This window comes from Cohnella boryungensis (assembly GCF_042651945.1).
Lineage (GTDB): Bacteria > Bacillota > Bacilli > Paenibacillales > Paenibacillaceae > Cohnella > Cohnella boryungensis.
Window position 1 is genome coordinate 102917 of record NZ_JBHSED010000015.1, and the last position, 15770, is coordinate 118686.

General features: G+C 57.2%; 12 protein-coding genes. 9 read left to right on the forward strand and 3 right to left on the reverse strand.

From position 1 onward, the window contains the following. Window positions 1-14 precede the first annotated feature (14 nt). The 5 genes from iolC (at window position 15) to ACFO1S_RS10135 (ending at window position 6840) form a co-directional block, all read left to right on the forward strand. Window positions 15-1010, forward strand: a complete 996-nt coding sequence (gene iolC, locus ACFO1S_RS10115) for a 5-dehydro-2-deoxygluconokinase (RefSeq protein ID WP_204603735.1) — start codon at window positions 15-17, stop codon at window positions 1008-1010. A gap of 20 nt (window positions 1011-1030) precedes the next feature. Continuing rightward, window positions 1031-2491 carry a CoA-acylating methylmalonate-semialdehyde dehydrogenase gene (locus tag ACFO1S_RS10120; RefSeq protein ID WP_204603734.1) on the forward strand — a complete coding sequence of 487 codons (1461 nt, stop codon included), beginning with the start codon at window positions 1031-1033 and terminating at the stop codon, window positions 2489-2491. Between the two features lie 39 nt (window positions 2492-2530). Then, window positions 2531-3406 (forward strand): class II fructose-1,6-bisphosphate aldolase, encoded by an 876-nt coding sequence (fba, locus tag ACFO1S_RS10125; protein ID WP_204603820.1) that lies wholly within the window; start codon window positions 2531-2533, stop codon window positions 3404-3406. Then, window positions 3407-4207, forward strand: a complete 801-nt coding sequence (iolB, locus tag ACFO1S_RS10130; RefSeq protein ID WP_204603733.1) for a 5-deoxy-glucuronate isomerase — start codon at window positions 3407-3409, stop codon at window positions 4205-4207. Window positions 4208-4524: 317 nt separating this feature from the next. After that, window positions 4525-6840, forward strand: a complete 2316-nt coding sequence (locus ACFO1S_RS10135) for a beta-galactosidase (RefSeq protein ID WP_204603732.1) — start codon at window positions 4525-4527, stop codon at window positions 6838-6840. A gap of 104 nt (window positions 6841-6944) precedes the next feature. Here the strand turns inward: ACFO1S_RS10135 and ACFO1S_RS10140 are convergent, their stop codons facing one another. From ACFO1S_RS10140 to ACFO1S_RS10150, 3 genes are read right to left on the reverse strand one after another with little or no spacing between them, the layout of a single operon-like run. Next, window positions 6945-8768: a cache domain-containing sensor histidine kinase gene (locus tag ACFO1S_RS10140; RefSeq protein WP_204603731.1), complete on the reverse strand. Its 1824-nt coding sequence runs from the start codon at window positions 8766-8768 to the stop codon at window positions 6945-6947. Between the two features lie 6 nt (window positions 8769-8774). Beyond that, window positions 8775-9782: a helix-turn-helix transcriptional regulator gene (locus ACFO1S_RS10145; RefSeq protein ID WP_378126706.1), complete on the reverse strand. Its 1008-nt coding sequence runs from the start codon at window positions 9780-9782 to the stop codon at window positions 8775-8777. Next, window positions 9718-10335: a response regulator gene (locus ACFO1S_RS10150; RefSeq protein ID WP_378126708.1), complete on the reverse strand. Its 618-nt coding sequence runs from the start codon at window positions 10333-10335 to the stop codon at window positions 9718-9720. Before ACFO1S_RS10150 ends, ACFO1S_RS10145 begins: the two co-directional genes overlap by 65 nt. A 207-nt stretch (window positions 10336-10542) precedes the next feature. On the opposite strand from ACFO1S_RS10150, the gene ACFO1S_RS10155 reads away from it, so the two are divergent. The 4 genes from ACFO1S_RS10155 (at window position 10543) to ACFO1S_RS10170 (ending at window position 15770) form a co-directional block, all read left to right on the forward strand. Next, window positions 10543-11454: an ABC transporter permease gene (locus ACFO1S_RS10155; protein ID WP_204603729.1), complete on the forward strand. Its 912-nt coding sequence runs from the start codon at window positions 10543-10545 to the stop codon at window positions 11452-11454. Window positions 11455-11472: 18 nt separating this feature from the next. Further along, the gene (locus ACFO1S_RS10160) at window positions 11473-12354 is read left to right on the forward strand and encodes a carbohydrate ABC transporter permease (protein ID WP_204603728.1); all 882 of its coding nucleotides are present in this window, start codon (window positions 11473-11475) and stop codon (window positions 12352-12354) included. A 117-nt stretch (window positions 12355-12471) separates the two neighbouring features. Continuing rightward, entirely contained in the window at window positions 12472-14088 is a 1617-nt protein-coding gene (locus ACFO1S_RS10165; protein WP_204603727.1) for a DUF3502 domain-containing protein, read from the forward strand. Window positions 14089-14225: 137 nt separating this feature from the next. Further along, complete coding sequence (locus ACFO1S_RS10170; RefSeq protein WP_204603726.1) at window positions 14226-15770, forward strand: DUF3502 domain-containing protein; 1545 nt, start codon at window positions 14226-14228, stop codon at window positions 15768-15770.

Genomic DNA, 15770 nt, shown 5'->3' on the forward strand with positions numbered 1-15770 from the left:
AGAAGGAATGCCCGATGGTGCCCGTAACTTTCCCAACCGACAAGCCTCTCGATTTTGTGGCAATCGGTCGGTTATGTATAGATTTGAACGCGAACGAGATCAATCGTCCGATGGAGGAGACGATGACGTTTACGAAATACGTGGGCGGCTCTCCTGCCAATATCGCGATCGGAATGTCGCGACTGGACATGAAGTCGGCGTTTATCGGCAAGGTAGCCGACGATCAGATGGGACGATTCATCGTTCAGTATTTGAACAATAACGGCATTGGCACGTCCGGCGTCCTGACGGATCGGACGGGAGCCGTGACCGGCCTGGCCTTCACCGAGATCAAGAGTCCCGAGGATTGCAGCATTCTGATGTATCGCGATAACGCAGCCGATCTCAAGCTGGAGCCGGGCGAGGTGGACGAGTCCCTGATTGCGAGCAGCAAGGCGCTGCTCGTCTCCGGGACGGCTCTGGCGAAAAGCCCGTCCCGCGAAGCGGTGCTGCTGGCGCTGCGTTATGCGCGCAAGCATGGCACGAAGGTGATCTTCGATATCGACTACCGGCCTTATACGTGGACGAATCCGCAAGAAACGGCGATCTATTATCATGCGGCTGCCGAGAAGAGCGACATTATTATCGGCACGCGCGAGGAATTCGACATGCTGGAGCAATTCGACGGCAACGACCAGCGGAGCGATCAGGTGACGGCATCCCAGTGGTTCGGCCATCATGCGGAGATCGTCGTCATCAAGCACGGCAAAGAGGGATCGATTGCTTACGCGAAGGATGGCAGCTCGCACAGAGGCTCGATCTTCCCCGCCAAAGTCATCAAGACGTTCGGAGCGGGCGACTCCTATGCCGCAGGGTTCATCTACGGGCTCATGCAAGGCTGGGAGATCAGCCGCAGCATGGAATTCGGCAGCGCCTGCGCTTCCATCGTCATTTCCAGTCATAGCTGCTCGGACGCGATGCCGAGACGCGAGCAAGTCGAACAGTTTATGCGCCAATTCAAGCAAGCTTAAATCGAGAGGAGATTTCCCTTATGTCTCATACTAAAGCTCCTGCAACGCTCAAAAACTTCGTCGGCGGTCAATGGGTGGATTCCGGTTCGGGCAAAACCGAGGCCGTCTATAATCCGGCGACCGGAGAGGTGATTGCCCAGGTGCCTCTATCTTCGAGGAGCGACGTGGATAACGCCGTGCGCAGCGCGAAGGAGGCCTTCGAGTCGTGGAGCCGGACAGCGGTGCCGCGCCGGGCAAGGCTGCTCTTCAAATACCAGCAGCTGCTGGTGGAAAATTGGGACGAGCTGGCCCGGATCATTACGCTGGAGAACGGCAAAAACTACTCCGAAGCTCACGGAGAGGTGCTGCGCGGCATCGAATGCGTCGAATTCGCGGCAGGCGCGCCTTCGCTCATGATGGGCAAGCAGCTTCCGGATATCGCAACGAATGTGGAGTCGGGCATGTATCGGTATCCGATCGGCGTCATCGGCGGAATTACTCCGTTCAATTTCCCGATGATGGTGCCTTGCTGGATGTTCCCGCTGGCGATCGCCTGCGGCAATACGTTCGTGCTCAAGCCTTCGGAGCGGACGCCTCTGCTGGCGAATCGGCTGGCCGAGCTGTTCAAGGAAGCGGGTCTCCCCGATGGAGTGCTGAACGTCGTCCACGGCGCTCACGACGTCGTAAACGGCTTGCTTGAGCATTCGGACGTGAAGGCCATCTCGTTCGTCGGCTCCCAGCCGGTGGCGGAATATGTGTACAAAACCGGCACTGCTCACGGCAAAAGGGTACAAGCGCTCGCCGGCGCCAAAAACCATAGCATCGTCATGCCGGACGCCGATCTGGACGGCGCCGTGCAGCAAATCGTCAATGCGGCATTCGGCTCGGCGGGCGAGCGCTGCATGGCTTGCGCGGTCGTCGTAGCGGTCGGCGAAGCGGCCGATCCGCTGATCGAGAAGCTTGTCGCGGCGGCGAACGAGATTACGATCGGCAACGGCAATCGCAAGGACGTGTTCCTTGGGCCGGTCATTCGCGGCTCGCAGAAGGATCGGGCGCTGCATTATATTGAGGCGGGCATCAGCGACGGAGCCCGGCTGCTGCGCGACGGACGCGAGGACGAGGCGGCGCAAGGCGAAGGCTACTTCGTGGGACCTACGATCTTCGATCACGTCACGAGCGAGATGAAAATCTGGAAGGACGAAATCTTCGCTCCGGTGCTGTCGGTCGCACGCGTCGATACGCTGGAGGAAGCGATCGCGCTGGCGAATCGTTCCGATTTCGCCAACGGCGCCTGCCTGTTCACCCAGAATGGAAGCAACGTTCGTCAGTTCCGCGAGAACATCGATGCCGGCATGCTGGGAATCAACCTGGGCGTTCCTGCGCCGATGGCCTTCTTCCCGTTCTCCGGCTGGAAAAACTCGTTCTACGGCGATCTGCATGCCAACGGTTCGGACGGCGTAGAGTTTTTCACCCGCAAAAAAATGGTCACGGCCCGCTGGTAAGCGAAAGACGGTGCGGTGTAACGGAAGGAGGGGAGCGCTATAGCTCTCGTATCGATGAAGGAGATGCTTCAGGACGCTCTGGCCGGGCAATATGCGGTCGGTCAATTCAACCTGAACAATCTGGAGTTTACGCAGGCGATCTTGATGGCTGCGAGCGAAGAGAAATCTCCGGTCATTCTCGGCGTAAGCGAGGCCTACATTCCGTATATGGGCGGACTGCCCTGCATAGCGGGGATGGTCAAATCGCTCATCGAGCATTATGGCGTCACGGTTCCGGTCGCTCTGCATCTGGATCACGGCTCGACTTACGAGGTGTGCGTTCGCGCTCTGCAAGCGGGCTTCACCTCGGTCATGATCGATGCGTCCCATCATGAGCTGGAGCGCAATATCGACATCACCCAACGGGTCACGGAAGCGGCGCACGTACTCGGCGCGTCGGTGGAAGCCGAGCTTGGCCGGATTACGGGGCGGGAGGACGATCTTGTCGTCGACGAAGCGGAAGCGATGTATGCCGTTCCCGAGGAGTGCGTTCGTCTGGTCAAGGAGACCGGCATCGACTGTCTGGCGCCTGCGCTCGGCTCCGTGCACGGTCCCTACAGAGGGCAGCCCAAGCTCGGATTCGACCGGATGGGCGAAATACGACGATTGACCGGGCTTCCGCTCGTGCTGCACGGAGGGAGCGGCTTGCCGGATGAGGAGATCGTCCGCGCGATCTCGCTGGGCACCGCCAAGATCAATGTGAATACGGACAACCAGATCGCCTGCACTTCGGCGATTCGTTCCTACCTGCAAGAGCATCCCGAGGCTTACGATCCGCGACATTATTTGGTGCCGGCTCGGGAAGCGATCAAGACTTCTGTTATAGCGAAAATGCGTTTGTTCGGCAGTTCAGGCAAAGCGGGAGGAGAAGCATAAATGTCGGATTTAATCGTAAAACCCTTTAAGCAGCCCAATGAAGAGGGCACCCTGCTGACAGTGACGCCCGAATCCGCAGGCTGGACCTACGTCGGATTCGAGGCGGTCAAGCTGAAGGCGGGCGAGAAGCTGAAGAGAAGCACGCAAGCTCAGGAGGTTTGCCTGGTGCTGCTGAGCGGCAGGGCGAACGTGTCTACGAATGAAACGGAGTGGGCCGATATCGGCCAACGGATGAGCGTGTTCGAGAAAACGCCGCCGTACTCGGTCTACGTGCCCAACGAGGATTTCTATGCCATTGAGGCCCTGACCGACCTGGAAGTGGCCATCTGCGCCGCTCCGGGGCAAGGCAACCATCCGGCCCGTTTGATCGCGCCGGAGCAGGTCGGCGTCGAGACGAGAGGGCAAGGCAATGTCGAGCGGCAAATTCATAATATTTTGCCGGAAGGACAACCTGCGGACTCCTTGCTGGTGGTGGAGGTGTTCACTCCGGAAGGCCACTGGTCCAGTTACCCTCCGCATAAGCACGATCAGGATGCGCTGCCTAACGAGTCGCTGCTGGAGGAAACCTACTATTTCCGCGTGCAGCCCGAACAAGGCTTTGCTATTCAACGCGTGTACACCGACGACAGATCGCTGAACGAGACGCTGGCCGTACAGAACGGGGAAGCGGTTCTCGTGCCGCGGGGATATCATCCGGTATCGGCTCCTCCCGGCTATGAGGTGTACTACCTGAATGTCATGGCAGGACCGAAACGGATCTGGAAATTCCGCAACGACCCGGACCATGCTTGGTTGATGTAAGGACGACCTTGCAGCGGTTTCGCGCATACGCCTATTCAAGACCGAACATCGTTAGGGCATTGTCCCGGCGCTGTCCGGTCTTTTTTTAACGATACAGATTTTATCAGCTTCACTCTTATCCATCCCTGTATCGCGGCATCAGAGGACGCCGGAGGCGTGTTTGCTTGAACGATCAGAAAGTATAAGATCAGGCGGCATTTAAATCCGAATATCGTCCATTATATTCCGGGTATCGTGAATTGAACGCATTGGCATTCTCTTGTAAGGTTGTCGTATGAAGTCAGTACGCTCATTCGACCAAGGGGGACTGCATAGCGATGACCCAGCTCAGAATGGAATTATACAGGAAGCCGAAGGAGATTAGGCCCGGGAAGCTGGGCGGACTCGTCGGCAGCAATCCGAAGGGAGAGACCTTCGGGTTCACGAGCTTCTACATGACGCGTAACGGAGAGCCGTTCATTCCGGTGGTCGGGGAGTTTCATTTTTCGCGCTTTTCTTATTTGCATTGGGAGGAAGAGCTGCTGAAGATGAAAGCCGGGGGCGTGCATATCGTCGCCACTTACGTCTTCTGGATATTCCACGAGGAGGAGGAGGGCAGGTTCGACTGGGGCGGGAGCCGCAATCTGCGGCATTTCATCGATCTGTGCGCGAAGCTGGAGCTGCCGCTGATTCTGCGCATCGGGCCATTCTGTCATGGCGAGGTTCGCAACGGCGGCATCCCGGACTGGCTGTTCGGCAAGGCGCTCGAGATTCGCTCCAACGACCCGGCCTATCTGGCTTATGCCCGCAAGCTGTACCGCGAAATTGCCAGACAGATGAAAGGAACGCTGTATCAGGAAGGCGGGCCCGTAATCGGCGTGCAGCTGGAAAATGAGTACATGCACTGCGGCGCTCCGTTCGATGCCTGGGGGTACAAATCGGGCGTCCACCTGTCGTCCGGTCAAGGGGGCAACGCGCATCTGGCCGAGCTTCGCAGGCTGGCCGAGGAGGCGGGAATTCGTCCGATGCTCTTCACCGCTACCGCATGGGGCGGCGCCGCCGTGCCCGAGACGGATACGCTGCCGATGCTGGCCGGCTATGCCTACACGCCGTGGATTCCGAACCAGCCGCCGAGCCGCGAATATTTGTACCGGGATTTGCATACAGACCCCGTCGAGCCGGTTAATTACGACACTCTGGAATATCCGGTCGCTTATTGCGAGATGGCCGGAGGCATGCAGGTCAGCTATCACGCCCGCCCGCTTGTTAATTCGGCCAGCGTGGAGGCGATGACGCTCGTCAAGCTGGCGAGCGGCAGCAACCTGCTCGGCTATTACATGTATCATGGCGGCTCCAATCCCATAGGCAAGCATACGTATCTCAATGAAGCCGCACTGCCGAAGGTGACGTACGACTACCAGTCCCCGCTGGGGGAATTCGGCAGGGTCGCTCCCTCCTACGACAAGATCCGGTCGCTGTCCATGTTCATGGAGGCCTACGGAGCGATGCTGGCTCCGATGGGAACGCAGCTTCCCGCGGATCAGACGGCGATTGTCCCGGAGGATACGGATACGCTGCGCTGGTGCGTCAGACACCGCGACGGGGCGGGCTTCGTCTTCCTGAATAACTTCCAGGATCACCTGGAGATGCCAAGCCGCGAAGGCATTCGCATCGAGTTGTCTACGCCGGACGGCATCGTGTCCTTTCCGCGGCGGGGAACACTCTCGCTCAAGAACGAGGCGAGCGCGGTGCTGCCGTTCCAGCTTCGCATCGACGATATTCATCTGGTGTCGGCTACGGTCCAGCCGTTGACCCGTCTCCAGGACGATAAGGGACAAGCGGTGCTCGTATTCTACGCGCATGAGGGCATGGAGCCCGAGCTTGCGCTGGGGGCGTCCTCCGTGGTCGGCGCGACGATCGCCGGAGAGGGAGCGGTGGAGCGGGAGCCGGACGCATGGTTGATTCGCCCGGCTGCGGGCAAGGGCAATTCCGTACGTCTGGAGCTTGCAGGCGGGAGGTCCGCGACGCTTCTCGTGCTCACCCGCGAGGAGGCGCTTCAAGCGTATAAGCTCAAGCTGGAGGGGCGGGAGCGGCTGGTTCTCAGCGACAGCCGCCTGTATGTGAAGGCTAGGCAGCTAATATGCACCTCTCCCGGCCGCCCGGATTGGAAGGTCTGCGTCTATCCGGGCGTTGCGGGCGGCGTGCAATTGAGCTGCGGCAAGGCGGAGGAAGGCCGGGAAGGCCTGTTCCATACGTACGCGCTGTCTGTCGGAGCCTTCGAGCCGACGCTGGATATCCGCAAGCCGTCCGCGCGAAGCGCGTTGGTGCGAATCGAGGCGGATTGGCCGGAGCAGGTTGCCGACGTGTTTCTGGAGATCGAGTATGAAGGCGACGTCGCCGGCGCCTATCTGAACAATCGGCTCATTACGGATCATATCCATTACGGGGAGAAATGGCCGATCGGCCTGAAGGAATTCAGGAACGAGCTGGAGGACGGAGAGCTTCATCTGAGCATTACTCCGCTGCGCCAGGGCACGGTGACCTCCTTCGTCAATCAGGCCTTGGTGGAGAGGTTCGAAGGGGTAGAGGTTGCGGCATTCAACGGAATTCGCGCCGTTCCTCACTACGTATCGGCGCTCGTCTTCGGACGCTGACCGGCAGCCGGAGGCGGGCAGCGCCCGTTCTCCGGGATTGTCCATAACCGCGCAACAAAGCGGCTTCGTTCATCGAAGCCGCTTTGTTGCGTTCTCTGGTCGCCTTATGCTTCCGTGCCGCGCGATTGGCTGCGGGGGATCAAGGTCTCCTCCGTCTCCAGACTCTGGGCGGGGATGCGAATCGTCGCGGTCGTTCCGACTCCCGGAACGCTCTCGACATTCAGGCCGTAAGGGTAACCGAAGATGAGCTCCAGTCTGTGGTGAATGTTGCGAATGCCGTATCCTCCGCTCTTCTTCTTAAGCGTGCCGTCCACAATGCCTCTCAGCGTCGCCTCCGGCATACCGATGCCGTCGTCTCGAACGACCAGCTCAAGCATGTCGCCTTCGCGAGAGCCCTGAATGAGAATGGTGCCAGTCTGCGTTTCCTTTTCCATAATCCCGTGCAGAATCGCATTTTCAACCAGCGGCTGAAGCAGCAGCTTCAGCGTCCGTAAGGCCATAAGCTCTTCCGGCACTTCGAACTGCAGATGAATCCGGTCCCGAAATCTCATATTCTGAATGCGGACGTAGGCGGCCACATGCGCGAGCTCGTCGCGAACGGAGATGAAGTCCTCCCCGTTGCTTAGGCTCAGCTTGTAGAAATCGGAAAGGGAAGTGATCAGAACCCGGATGTCCTCGGCGTTGTATTTCATCGCGAGCCAATTGGCCATATCCAGCGTGTTATACAGAAAGTGCGGATTGATCTGGGCCTGCAGCGCCCTGAGCTCCATATTTTTGACTTCAAGGCCGAGCTGGTATTTGTCCGCCGCCAAGTCGTCGATCCGGGTAATCATCCGGTTAAACGTCGTAATCAGTTCCCCGATCTCGTCCTGATTGCGGGGGTCCAGATTCGGCTTGAAGTTGTCGATGCCCACCTTCCTCATGTTCTTGGTCAGCCTGCGAATTCGGATCGTCCCCGACGCTGACACCCAGAAGGCCAGCGGGAAGGTCATCGCGGCGACAAAGAGGAAAATAACGAGCATCTGGTTGCGCGACTTCTGCGCAATCGCGACGATATCCCGCTGCGGCACGATCAGGATAAACCGCCAGTCGGTATGCTCCACCGGCACGTCGCCGATCAGCGTTTTCTCCGCGTTCAGCGTAACCGTATCGAACGCATCCGTCTTGTTCGCGCTTTCGAGCGCCTGGATTACGGCATTCAGGTCGGCGATCTTCGCCCCGCTGGAGCTTGCGATTAATTCGTTGCGGCTGTTGACGAGGAGAGCCGTGGTCGATTTGGTGAACAGCGCCTGATCCAGAATTTGCACGAGGCTTTCCCGGGGCATTCGGGCGCGCAGCAGGCCCGCAAAATCGTGATTGTCCAGCGGACTCGGCGTTTTGCGGAAGAAGGAAACCGAGTCGGTGTCTCCCGGATCAACCCGCTCCGACGGAATCCATAGATAAGGCCGATCGCTCTCTTCCAGCCGCGCAAACCAGTCTTCGTCCTGCACGTTCTCCAATCTCAGAAACTGGTCCGTCTCCTGAATGGCCGCCATGCCTCCGCGCATGTACAGGCTGAGGCTCTGGATGTCCGGGTTCGTCTGAACGTTGTAGATCAATTGGTTGAACACATATTCGTCGAGCAGCCAATTGCCGATATTCTCGCGGTATACCTCGGAATCCTTGGCGACAAGCGCCTGAATCGTATCGTGAATGACCATGATATCCACGACCTTGCGAATCGAGCTGGTCTTGTAGTTGAGGAACGAGCGGGACTGCTCAAGCACGACATCCAGGGAGAAGCGCGCCTGCTTCTCGGTATCTCTGGCCGTCAGGTAGGAATTGACCAGAACGAACAGGCCCGAGGAGGCCGTCAGAACGAGCAGGAAGGAAATAAACATTTTATTTTTAATGCTGAGATCGCGGAAAGGCCGAATGATCCTCTTCATCTCCCGTCACATTCTTTCCCTGTACTGGCTTGGCGTAAGGCCCGTCGCTTTCTTGAACATGGACGAGAAGTAGTTCGGGTCGGTGATGCCGATCGCGGAGGCGATCTCGTAAAGCTTGACGTGCCGCTCCTTCAGCAGCTCCTTCGCTTTCTCCAGGCGCACCTCTGTCATATACTCGTTAACCGTCTTCCCGGTTTCCTTCTTGAACAGCGCGCACATATAGCTTTGGCTCAGATAGGTGTTGTCCGCGATCGACTTCGTCGTCAGCTCCTTATCGGCGTAGTGAATCTTAATATAATGCATCACGCCGCCGACTCTCGCGTTAACGGCCGTGCTCTCCTTGTATTGGGAGAAGACGGCTTGTACGTTACCCACGACGTAATCGCGAAGCGAATCAAGCGTGCAGAGCTCGCCCACCTCCTGCCAAATGAAGCTCTCCTCCTGCGAAGGATCGATAACCGTAAGCTTCTTCTCCATCGCGAATTCGTGCAGGATCATGAGCAAGCGGAAGTAGGCGTTGCGAACGCGATCCGTCTCCGGGTCTCGCAGCGTCCGCGCCTCCAGCGTCAAGCGGTCGATGAGAGCCTCGATCTCCGCTTCGTTCTCGTCTCTAAGCGCCTGATGGAAGTCCGGGCAGACGTTCGCCGCGGCGGACGAGGCATCGAAGCGGACTGTCGGCGGCGGTTCGGAGAAGACGAGGCCGGCACCGAAATAGAACTGCGATTGAACGGCCGCGAGAGCCGATAGGCAGGCTTCGTGCAAGGGGACGGACGGGGAGGACTCCCGGCCGATGCCGATGGCGAAAGAAAGCTTGTCCCCGCAGTGCAAATTCAGCGAATACAGCAGCTCGCGCGCGATCTGCTTGAAGTCGGAGGACGCGATCGTCTCCGCATCCATCAGGCAGAAGAGCAGATCGTCGTCCGAATAGCCGTAGAAAGCCGCGCGCTCGCTATCCCCGAGGCTTGCGGCGAACAGGCTCTCGATCGACTCCCGCATCGTATCGTCCAGACGCACTTGCCTGCTTGCGGGCACAGATAGCCGTAAGGGCCATACAGCGCGCCGCCCCCGAGAAGAAGTCCGGAGCATAGTCAGGATACTCCTTCAGCAGCTCCTCGACGGATCGGGCTTCCCTGATCAGCTTGCCCAGAATGCGCTGCCGAATGACCGAACGGGTCAGCGTCCGGCTTGCCGCCTCGGCTTCACATTGGGCGACGCTTTCCCTTAGCGAAGCGGTTAATTCGTCCAGCTTAACCGGCTTTTCCACATAGCTAAGCGCTTTCAAGTGGATCGCCGACTTCAAATATTCCTTGTCCGAGTAACCGCTCAGGAAAATAATCTTGATCCGGGGAAAGAGCTCGCGCGCATGCGAGGCGAATTCGATTCCGTTCATTCTGGGCATGCGAACGTCGCTCACGATAATATCCGGGCAATATCCCGGAAGAATATCCAGCGCTTCGCAGCCGTTGGACGCCGAGCGGACCTCGCGGATTCCGAGCGTCTGCCAATCCACATACCTCTCCAGGCTTTCGGTCGTGAGCGGCTCGTCATCGACCAGCAGTACCTTCATCGCGCCCTGACCCCCTCTCAGCAAGTTGTGCCTACAATATATCGCGGATATCGGCCAAGCGCAACGGTCCGGCGGAGGCTCCCTGCAATTCCGTAATCTAACCAAGAAAATCGTAATCCTGTGTCCTTCTTTCGAAGCCGGGGCGTCCCTATAATTACAGTTGCAAGCGCATCCAGCACAGAGAATGACAGGAGAGAAGGGATTGAAATGGGCTTTTTCCGCGAGCTATCGAGGAACAGAATTCTTTATTTGATGTTCGTGCCGATCACGATTTATTTTCTCGTGTTCAACTATTATCCGATGGCGGGCATCGTCGTCGCCTTCAAAAATTTCAACTATTCCGGCGGCATGTTCGGAAGCCCGTGGATCGGCTGGGAGAACTTCGAGTACTTTTTCAGCTCGGGCAAAGCCTGGCTGGTTACGCGCAATACCTTTCTATACAACATCGTGTTTCTGGCCTCTTATATGTTTTTCTCCGTACTCGTTGCCGTGCTCATCGCCGAGATGGCGGGGAAAATATTCAAGAAAACCGCGCAGACGATGCTGTTCCTGCCCTACTTCCTTTCGTGGGTAGCCGTCGCGGCCATCGTCTACAACCTGTTTAACTTCGAGTTCGGCGTCGTGAACACGCTGCTTAAGCAGTTTAACCTGGAGCCGATCGATATTTATTCCAATGTCACCTACTGGTACTTCATCCTTCCGTTCTTCTATGTGTGGAAGTGGGTGGGGTTCGGAAGCATTCTCTACCTGTCCGCCATTATGGGACTGGACAGCTCGATCAATGAGGCCGCGAAGATCGACGGGGCGAATATTTTCCAGCGAATTCGCTACGTGACGCTGCCGCTGCTTAAGCCGACCGCCATTATTTTGATTCTTCTGGGACTTGGCCGAATCATGCGAGGCGAGTTCGATATGTTCTACCAGTTGATCGGCAACAACGGCATTCTGATGGACGGCACGGATATTATCGACACGCTCGTATTCCGCTCGCTTGTGCTCAGTCCCGATTTCGGAATGGCGTCTGCCGGCGGCTTGTACCAATCGGTGCTGTGCTTTGTCATTATTTTGTTCGCCAACTGGATCGTCAAGCGGTATGACCGGGACTACTCGTTATTCTAAACTGCAGAGGTGATTCATATGGGCATTCGCACTCGCGACGTCGTTGCGCTCAACGTGATCGGTTATGTCATCATCGGGATTTTCGCCCTGATTGCCGTCGTTCCGTTCGTCGTCGTCGCCGTCAACTCGTTCTCCACCGAGCATTCGATTATTTATAACGGCTACTCCCTGATTCCCAAGGAATTCTCGATGGCCGCTTACGAGATGGTTTTCCAGAATCCGCAGAAAATAATGCGTTCGTACGGAGTGACGATATTCGTGACGGCCGTCGGAACATGCGTCTCGTTGTTTATCTCGATGATGGCCGCATACGTCATGTTCCGCAAGGATGTGAAGTACCGCAACAGCTTGGCGTTTTTCCTCTTCTTCACGACCTTGTTCAATGGCGGTCTCGTCCCGTTCTATCTGATGATCGTGCAGGATCTGCACCTGAAGAACAATATCATGGTGCTGCTGCTCTGCGGCATGTTCAGCGTCTTCAATATCCTTATTCTCCGCAACTTCATTAACGGCTCGATCCCGGAAGCGCTGATCGAATCCGCGAAGATCGACGGAGCGGGAGATTTCCGCATCTTCCTGCAGATGATTCTCCCGCTGTCTAAGCCCGGTATGGCCGCCATTGGAATGTTCACGGCGCTTGCGTACTGGAACGACTGGTGGACTCCGCTCATGTTCATCGAGAAGGAGAACCTGTACACGCTGCAATACACGCTCTACCGGATTCTGTCCAGCGCGAACTTCTCGACCCAGATCGTCAACAGCGTGCCCCGTCTCGATATGCCCAAGGAATCGCTCAAGCTGGCTTTGACGATGGTGGCCACGGGGCCGATCGTCCTGCTGTATCCGTTCGTGCAGAAGTATTTCGTGTCAGGCATTACGGTCGGAGCGGTCAAGGGCTGATGGCCCGGCGCTTATTAAGGGAGGTGAGTCCTGCCGTACAGAACGAAACGCATGTGACCGGAAGCGAATTGCAGGGGGATATGCACGTCCATTATTCATCATACTGGAGGTTTATCTATGGTTAAGTCGAGAAAGTTCTATGTTTTGCTGTCGGCTATTATCGCTTTGACATTGATTGTTGCAGGCTGCGGAGGCAACAACAAGGACAAGGGCAGCGCGCAGTCGAGCGCGCCCGCGTCATCCGGCGAGGCATCGTCTCCCGGCGCTTCTCCGAGCGCCTCGGGAGGGATCGATACGTCCAAGGAGGTCAAGCTGGTCGCTTATCTTCTCGGAGAAGCGCCTGCCGGCATGAATGCCGTCGTGGAGCAGCTCAACCAGAAGCTGAAGGCCGACATCAATGCGACGATGGAGTTCCGTTATATCGGCTGGGGCGATCTGAGCTCCAAGTATCCGCTCGTGCTCGCGGCCGGGGAAGACGTCGATCTGATCTATTCCGCGAACTGGGCGTTCTATAACCAGGAAGCGGCCAAGGGCGCATTCCGCGAAATTACGCAGGACGATCTTAAGACTTACATGCCAAAGCATTTCGAGGCGACAAGCGAAGTCGCGTGGCAGGAAGCCCAGATCGGCGGCAAGGTGTTCATGGTCCCGACGTCTACGCCGGATCAGAAGGTGCCGGTCACGCTGATTCGCGGCGATCTGCGCAAGAAGTACAGCCTTCCGGAGATCACGAAGTTCAAAGATATCGAGCCGTATCTCGAAGCGATCAAGCAAAACGAGAAGGGCATGATTCCGATCAATGCGGACAGCCAGTATGATTTCGCCAAAGCATTCTACAACCTCGAATGGGAAACCGGCCGCGCAACGCTGGATACGGTTCTGATTACGAACGGCTGGTCCGGCATGCATACGGAATGGGACGATCCGGAGGGCAAGGTCTATTCCCAATTCGATCCTTATATCTTGGATAGCCAGAAAGCGACGGCGAAGGTCGTCAAGTCCTGGTACGACAAAGGCTATATCAACAAAAATGCGATCTCCAACAAGGTTCGCAGCAAGGACGCGTTCGAGCAAGGGAAGTCAGGCGTTGCATTCGGCAACACGACCGATATTCAAGGCACGTTGGCCAAGGCAGCGGAGAACGGCTGGGAGGTCGAGATCATTCCGAACCTGTCGTCGAAGGGCACGTATCCGCAAGATCCATACATCAACAACGGCATGTCGATTGCGGCCGGCTCCAAGAATGCGGAGCGCGCCATGATGGCGCTCGACCTGATCATGGAGGACCCTTCCTATAACAATCTGGTTTATTTCGGAATCGAAGGCGTCAACTATGTCGTCAAGGACGGCAAGATCGCTCTGCCGGACGGCGTTACCGCCGAATCGAACACGTATCCGCCGGATGCCGCGGGCTTCTGGTTCACGAACAAGAGCCAGCATCTGCCGCTCGCTTCGTGGAGCGAGCAATATATTGCCCACAAGCAATCGCTGAAGGGCATTCTTGTGCCGTACGTCTACAACGCCTTCTCGGTAGATACCGCAAACATCAAATCCGAGCTGGCCACGATGAGCACGGTCGGCACGCAGTATCAATTGCCGATTCAAGGCGGCATCGTGAAGGATGTGGACTCCGCCTACGCGACACTGGAGGAGAAAGCCAAGAAAGCCGGGCTGGACACGATTATGACCGAGGCGAAGGCGCAGACGGACGCCTACTTGTCCTCGCAGAAATAAACAGCAAAGCGATCAATGAAGCTGGAGCCGCCATTACGTTGCGGCTCCAGCTTTTCATCGCTCTGATGCAGGATTCGCGGCAAGGGATCGCGAAGTGGAATCTGGGAAAGCCTATGCACCTTAGGAGGAACGACTGGATGAAGTACGGACGACAACGTTTCTTGCTCCTTGGACTGGCGCTGATCTTATGCCTGACGTCCTGCTCCCGCACCGACCGCGATTCGCAGGCGAAGGTCGGCAGCGGGAAGGTGCCGACTCTTGTCGGTTATTTGATCGGAACCCCGCCGGACGGGCTGCCGGATGTGATGGAGGAGCTTAACCGCAAGCTTGTTCAGGATGTCGGCGCACGGCTGGAGCTGAAATATATCCAATGGGGAGATATGGCGGCGCGTTATCCGCTGGCGCTGTCCTCGGGAGAGAACGTGGATTTCATCTTTGCCGCGAACTGGGCTTACTATTCCCAGGAGGCGACGAAGGGCTCCTTTCGCGAGATTACGCCGGATATGGTTCGCGCCTATATGCCGAAGCATTATGCGGCAACGAATGAGAAGGCGTGGAAGGAGGCGGAGGTGGGCGGTAAGGTGTTCATGATCCCAACCTCGACGCCGGATTTCAAGGTTCCGGTGACGCTGATCAGAGCCGATCTGCGCAAGAAATACGGCCTCCCGGAAATCCGCAGCATCGCCGCTCTGGAGCCTTATCTCGCTGCGGTAAAGGCGAACGAGCCGGACATGATCCCGATCCAGGTGGACAAGCAATATGATTTCATCAAGACGCATGCCAACCTGCAATGGGAGCTTGGTCCGCCGACCGTGGACGTCATTATGACGACGAACGGCTTCTCCGGGGTGTTCACGGATTGGGACGACCCTAGCGGCAAGCTGTTGAGTCTGTTCGACGAGCCGCTGCGGTCAAGCTATATTCAGGTGGCAAAAACGGTCAAAAGCTGGTATGACAAAGGCTACATTAACCATGATGCCTTCGCCAACAAGATAAGGAGCAAGGATTCCTTCGAGCAGGGCAGATCGGCTGTCGCTTACGGCAACAGCAACGACATTCAGTCGACGATCGCCAAAGCGGAGCAGAAGGGCTGGGAGGTCGACATTCTGCCGAATTTGTCTCCGAAGGGTACCTATATGATGGACCCCTATATCAATAACGGGGTAGCCATCGCCATCGATTCCAAAAATACGGAGCTCGCAATGCGGGCGCTGGACTTGATTATGGAGGACCCGGCCTATAACCGGCTAGTCTACTACGGGATCGAAGGAAAGCATTACGTTCTGCAGGACGGCAAGGCGAGCTTCCCGAACGGGCAGGCCGCCGAACGCGGCGAATACGCGCCGGACGCTTCCGGGTTCTGGTTCACGAACAAGAACCAGCTTCCGCCGATTGCCGGCTGGAACGAGGAATATGCGCGGCATAAGGAAGCGATCCCGGGAATGCTCATCCCGTTCACGTATTCGGCGTTTAACTTCGATGCCCTGTCGGTCCAGGGGGAGCTGGATCGAATTAATGAAGCGGCGATCCAATACCTTAATCCGATCTTGAGCGGAATGACGAAGGATGTGGATCAGGCGTTCGTCCAAGCGGAGAAAGAGATACGCGCGGCGGGCTTCGAGAAGGTGCTGGAGGAAGCCCGGAGACAAACCCTGAGCTATTTACGGCAAATCCGGCAATAG

Coding starts and splice junctions, on each gene's coding strand:
- iolC (WP_204603735.1), top strand. CDS start 15: ATGGTGCCCGTAACTTTCCCAACCGACAAGCCTCTCGATTTTGTGGCA.
- ACFO1S_RS10120 (WP_204603734.1), top strand. CDS start 1,031: ATGTCTCATACTAAAGCTCCTGCAACGCTCAAAAACTTCGTCGGCGGT.
- iolB (WP_204603733.1), top strand. CDS start 3,407: ATGTCGGATTTAATCGTAAAACCCTTTAAGCAGCCCAATGAAGAGGGC.
- ACFO1S_RS10135 (WP_204603732.1), top strand. CDS start 4,525: ATGACCCAGCTCAGAATGGAATTATACAGGAAGCCGAAGGAGATTAGG.
- ACFO1S_RS10140 (WP_204603731.1), bottom strand. CDS start 8,768: ATGAAGAGGATCATTCGGCCTTTCCGCGATCTCAGCATTAAAAATAAA.
- ACFO1S_RS10150 (WP_378126708.1), bottom strand. CDS start 10,335: ATGAAGGTACTGCTGGTCGATGACGAGCCGCTCACGACCGAAAGCCTG.
- ACFO1S_RS10155 (WP_204603729.1), top strand. CDS start 10,543: ATGGGCTTTTTCCGCGAGCTATCGAGGAACAGAATTCTTTATTTGATG.
- ACFO1S_RS10160 (WP_204603728.1), top strand. CDS start 11,473: ATGGGCATTCGCACTCGCGACGTCGTTGCGCTCAACGTGATCGGTTAT.
- ACFO1S_RS10165 (WP_204603727.1), top strand. CDS start 12,472: ATGGTTAAGTCGAGAAAGTTCTATGTTTTGCTGTCGGCTATTATCGCT.
- ACFO1S_RS10170 (WP_204603726.1), top strand. CDS start 14,226: ATGAAGTACGGACGACAACGTTTCTTGCTCCTTGGACTGGCGCTGATC.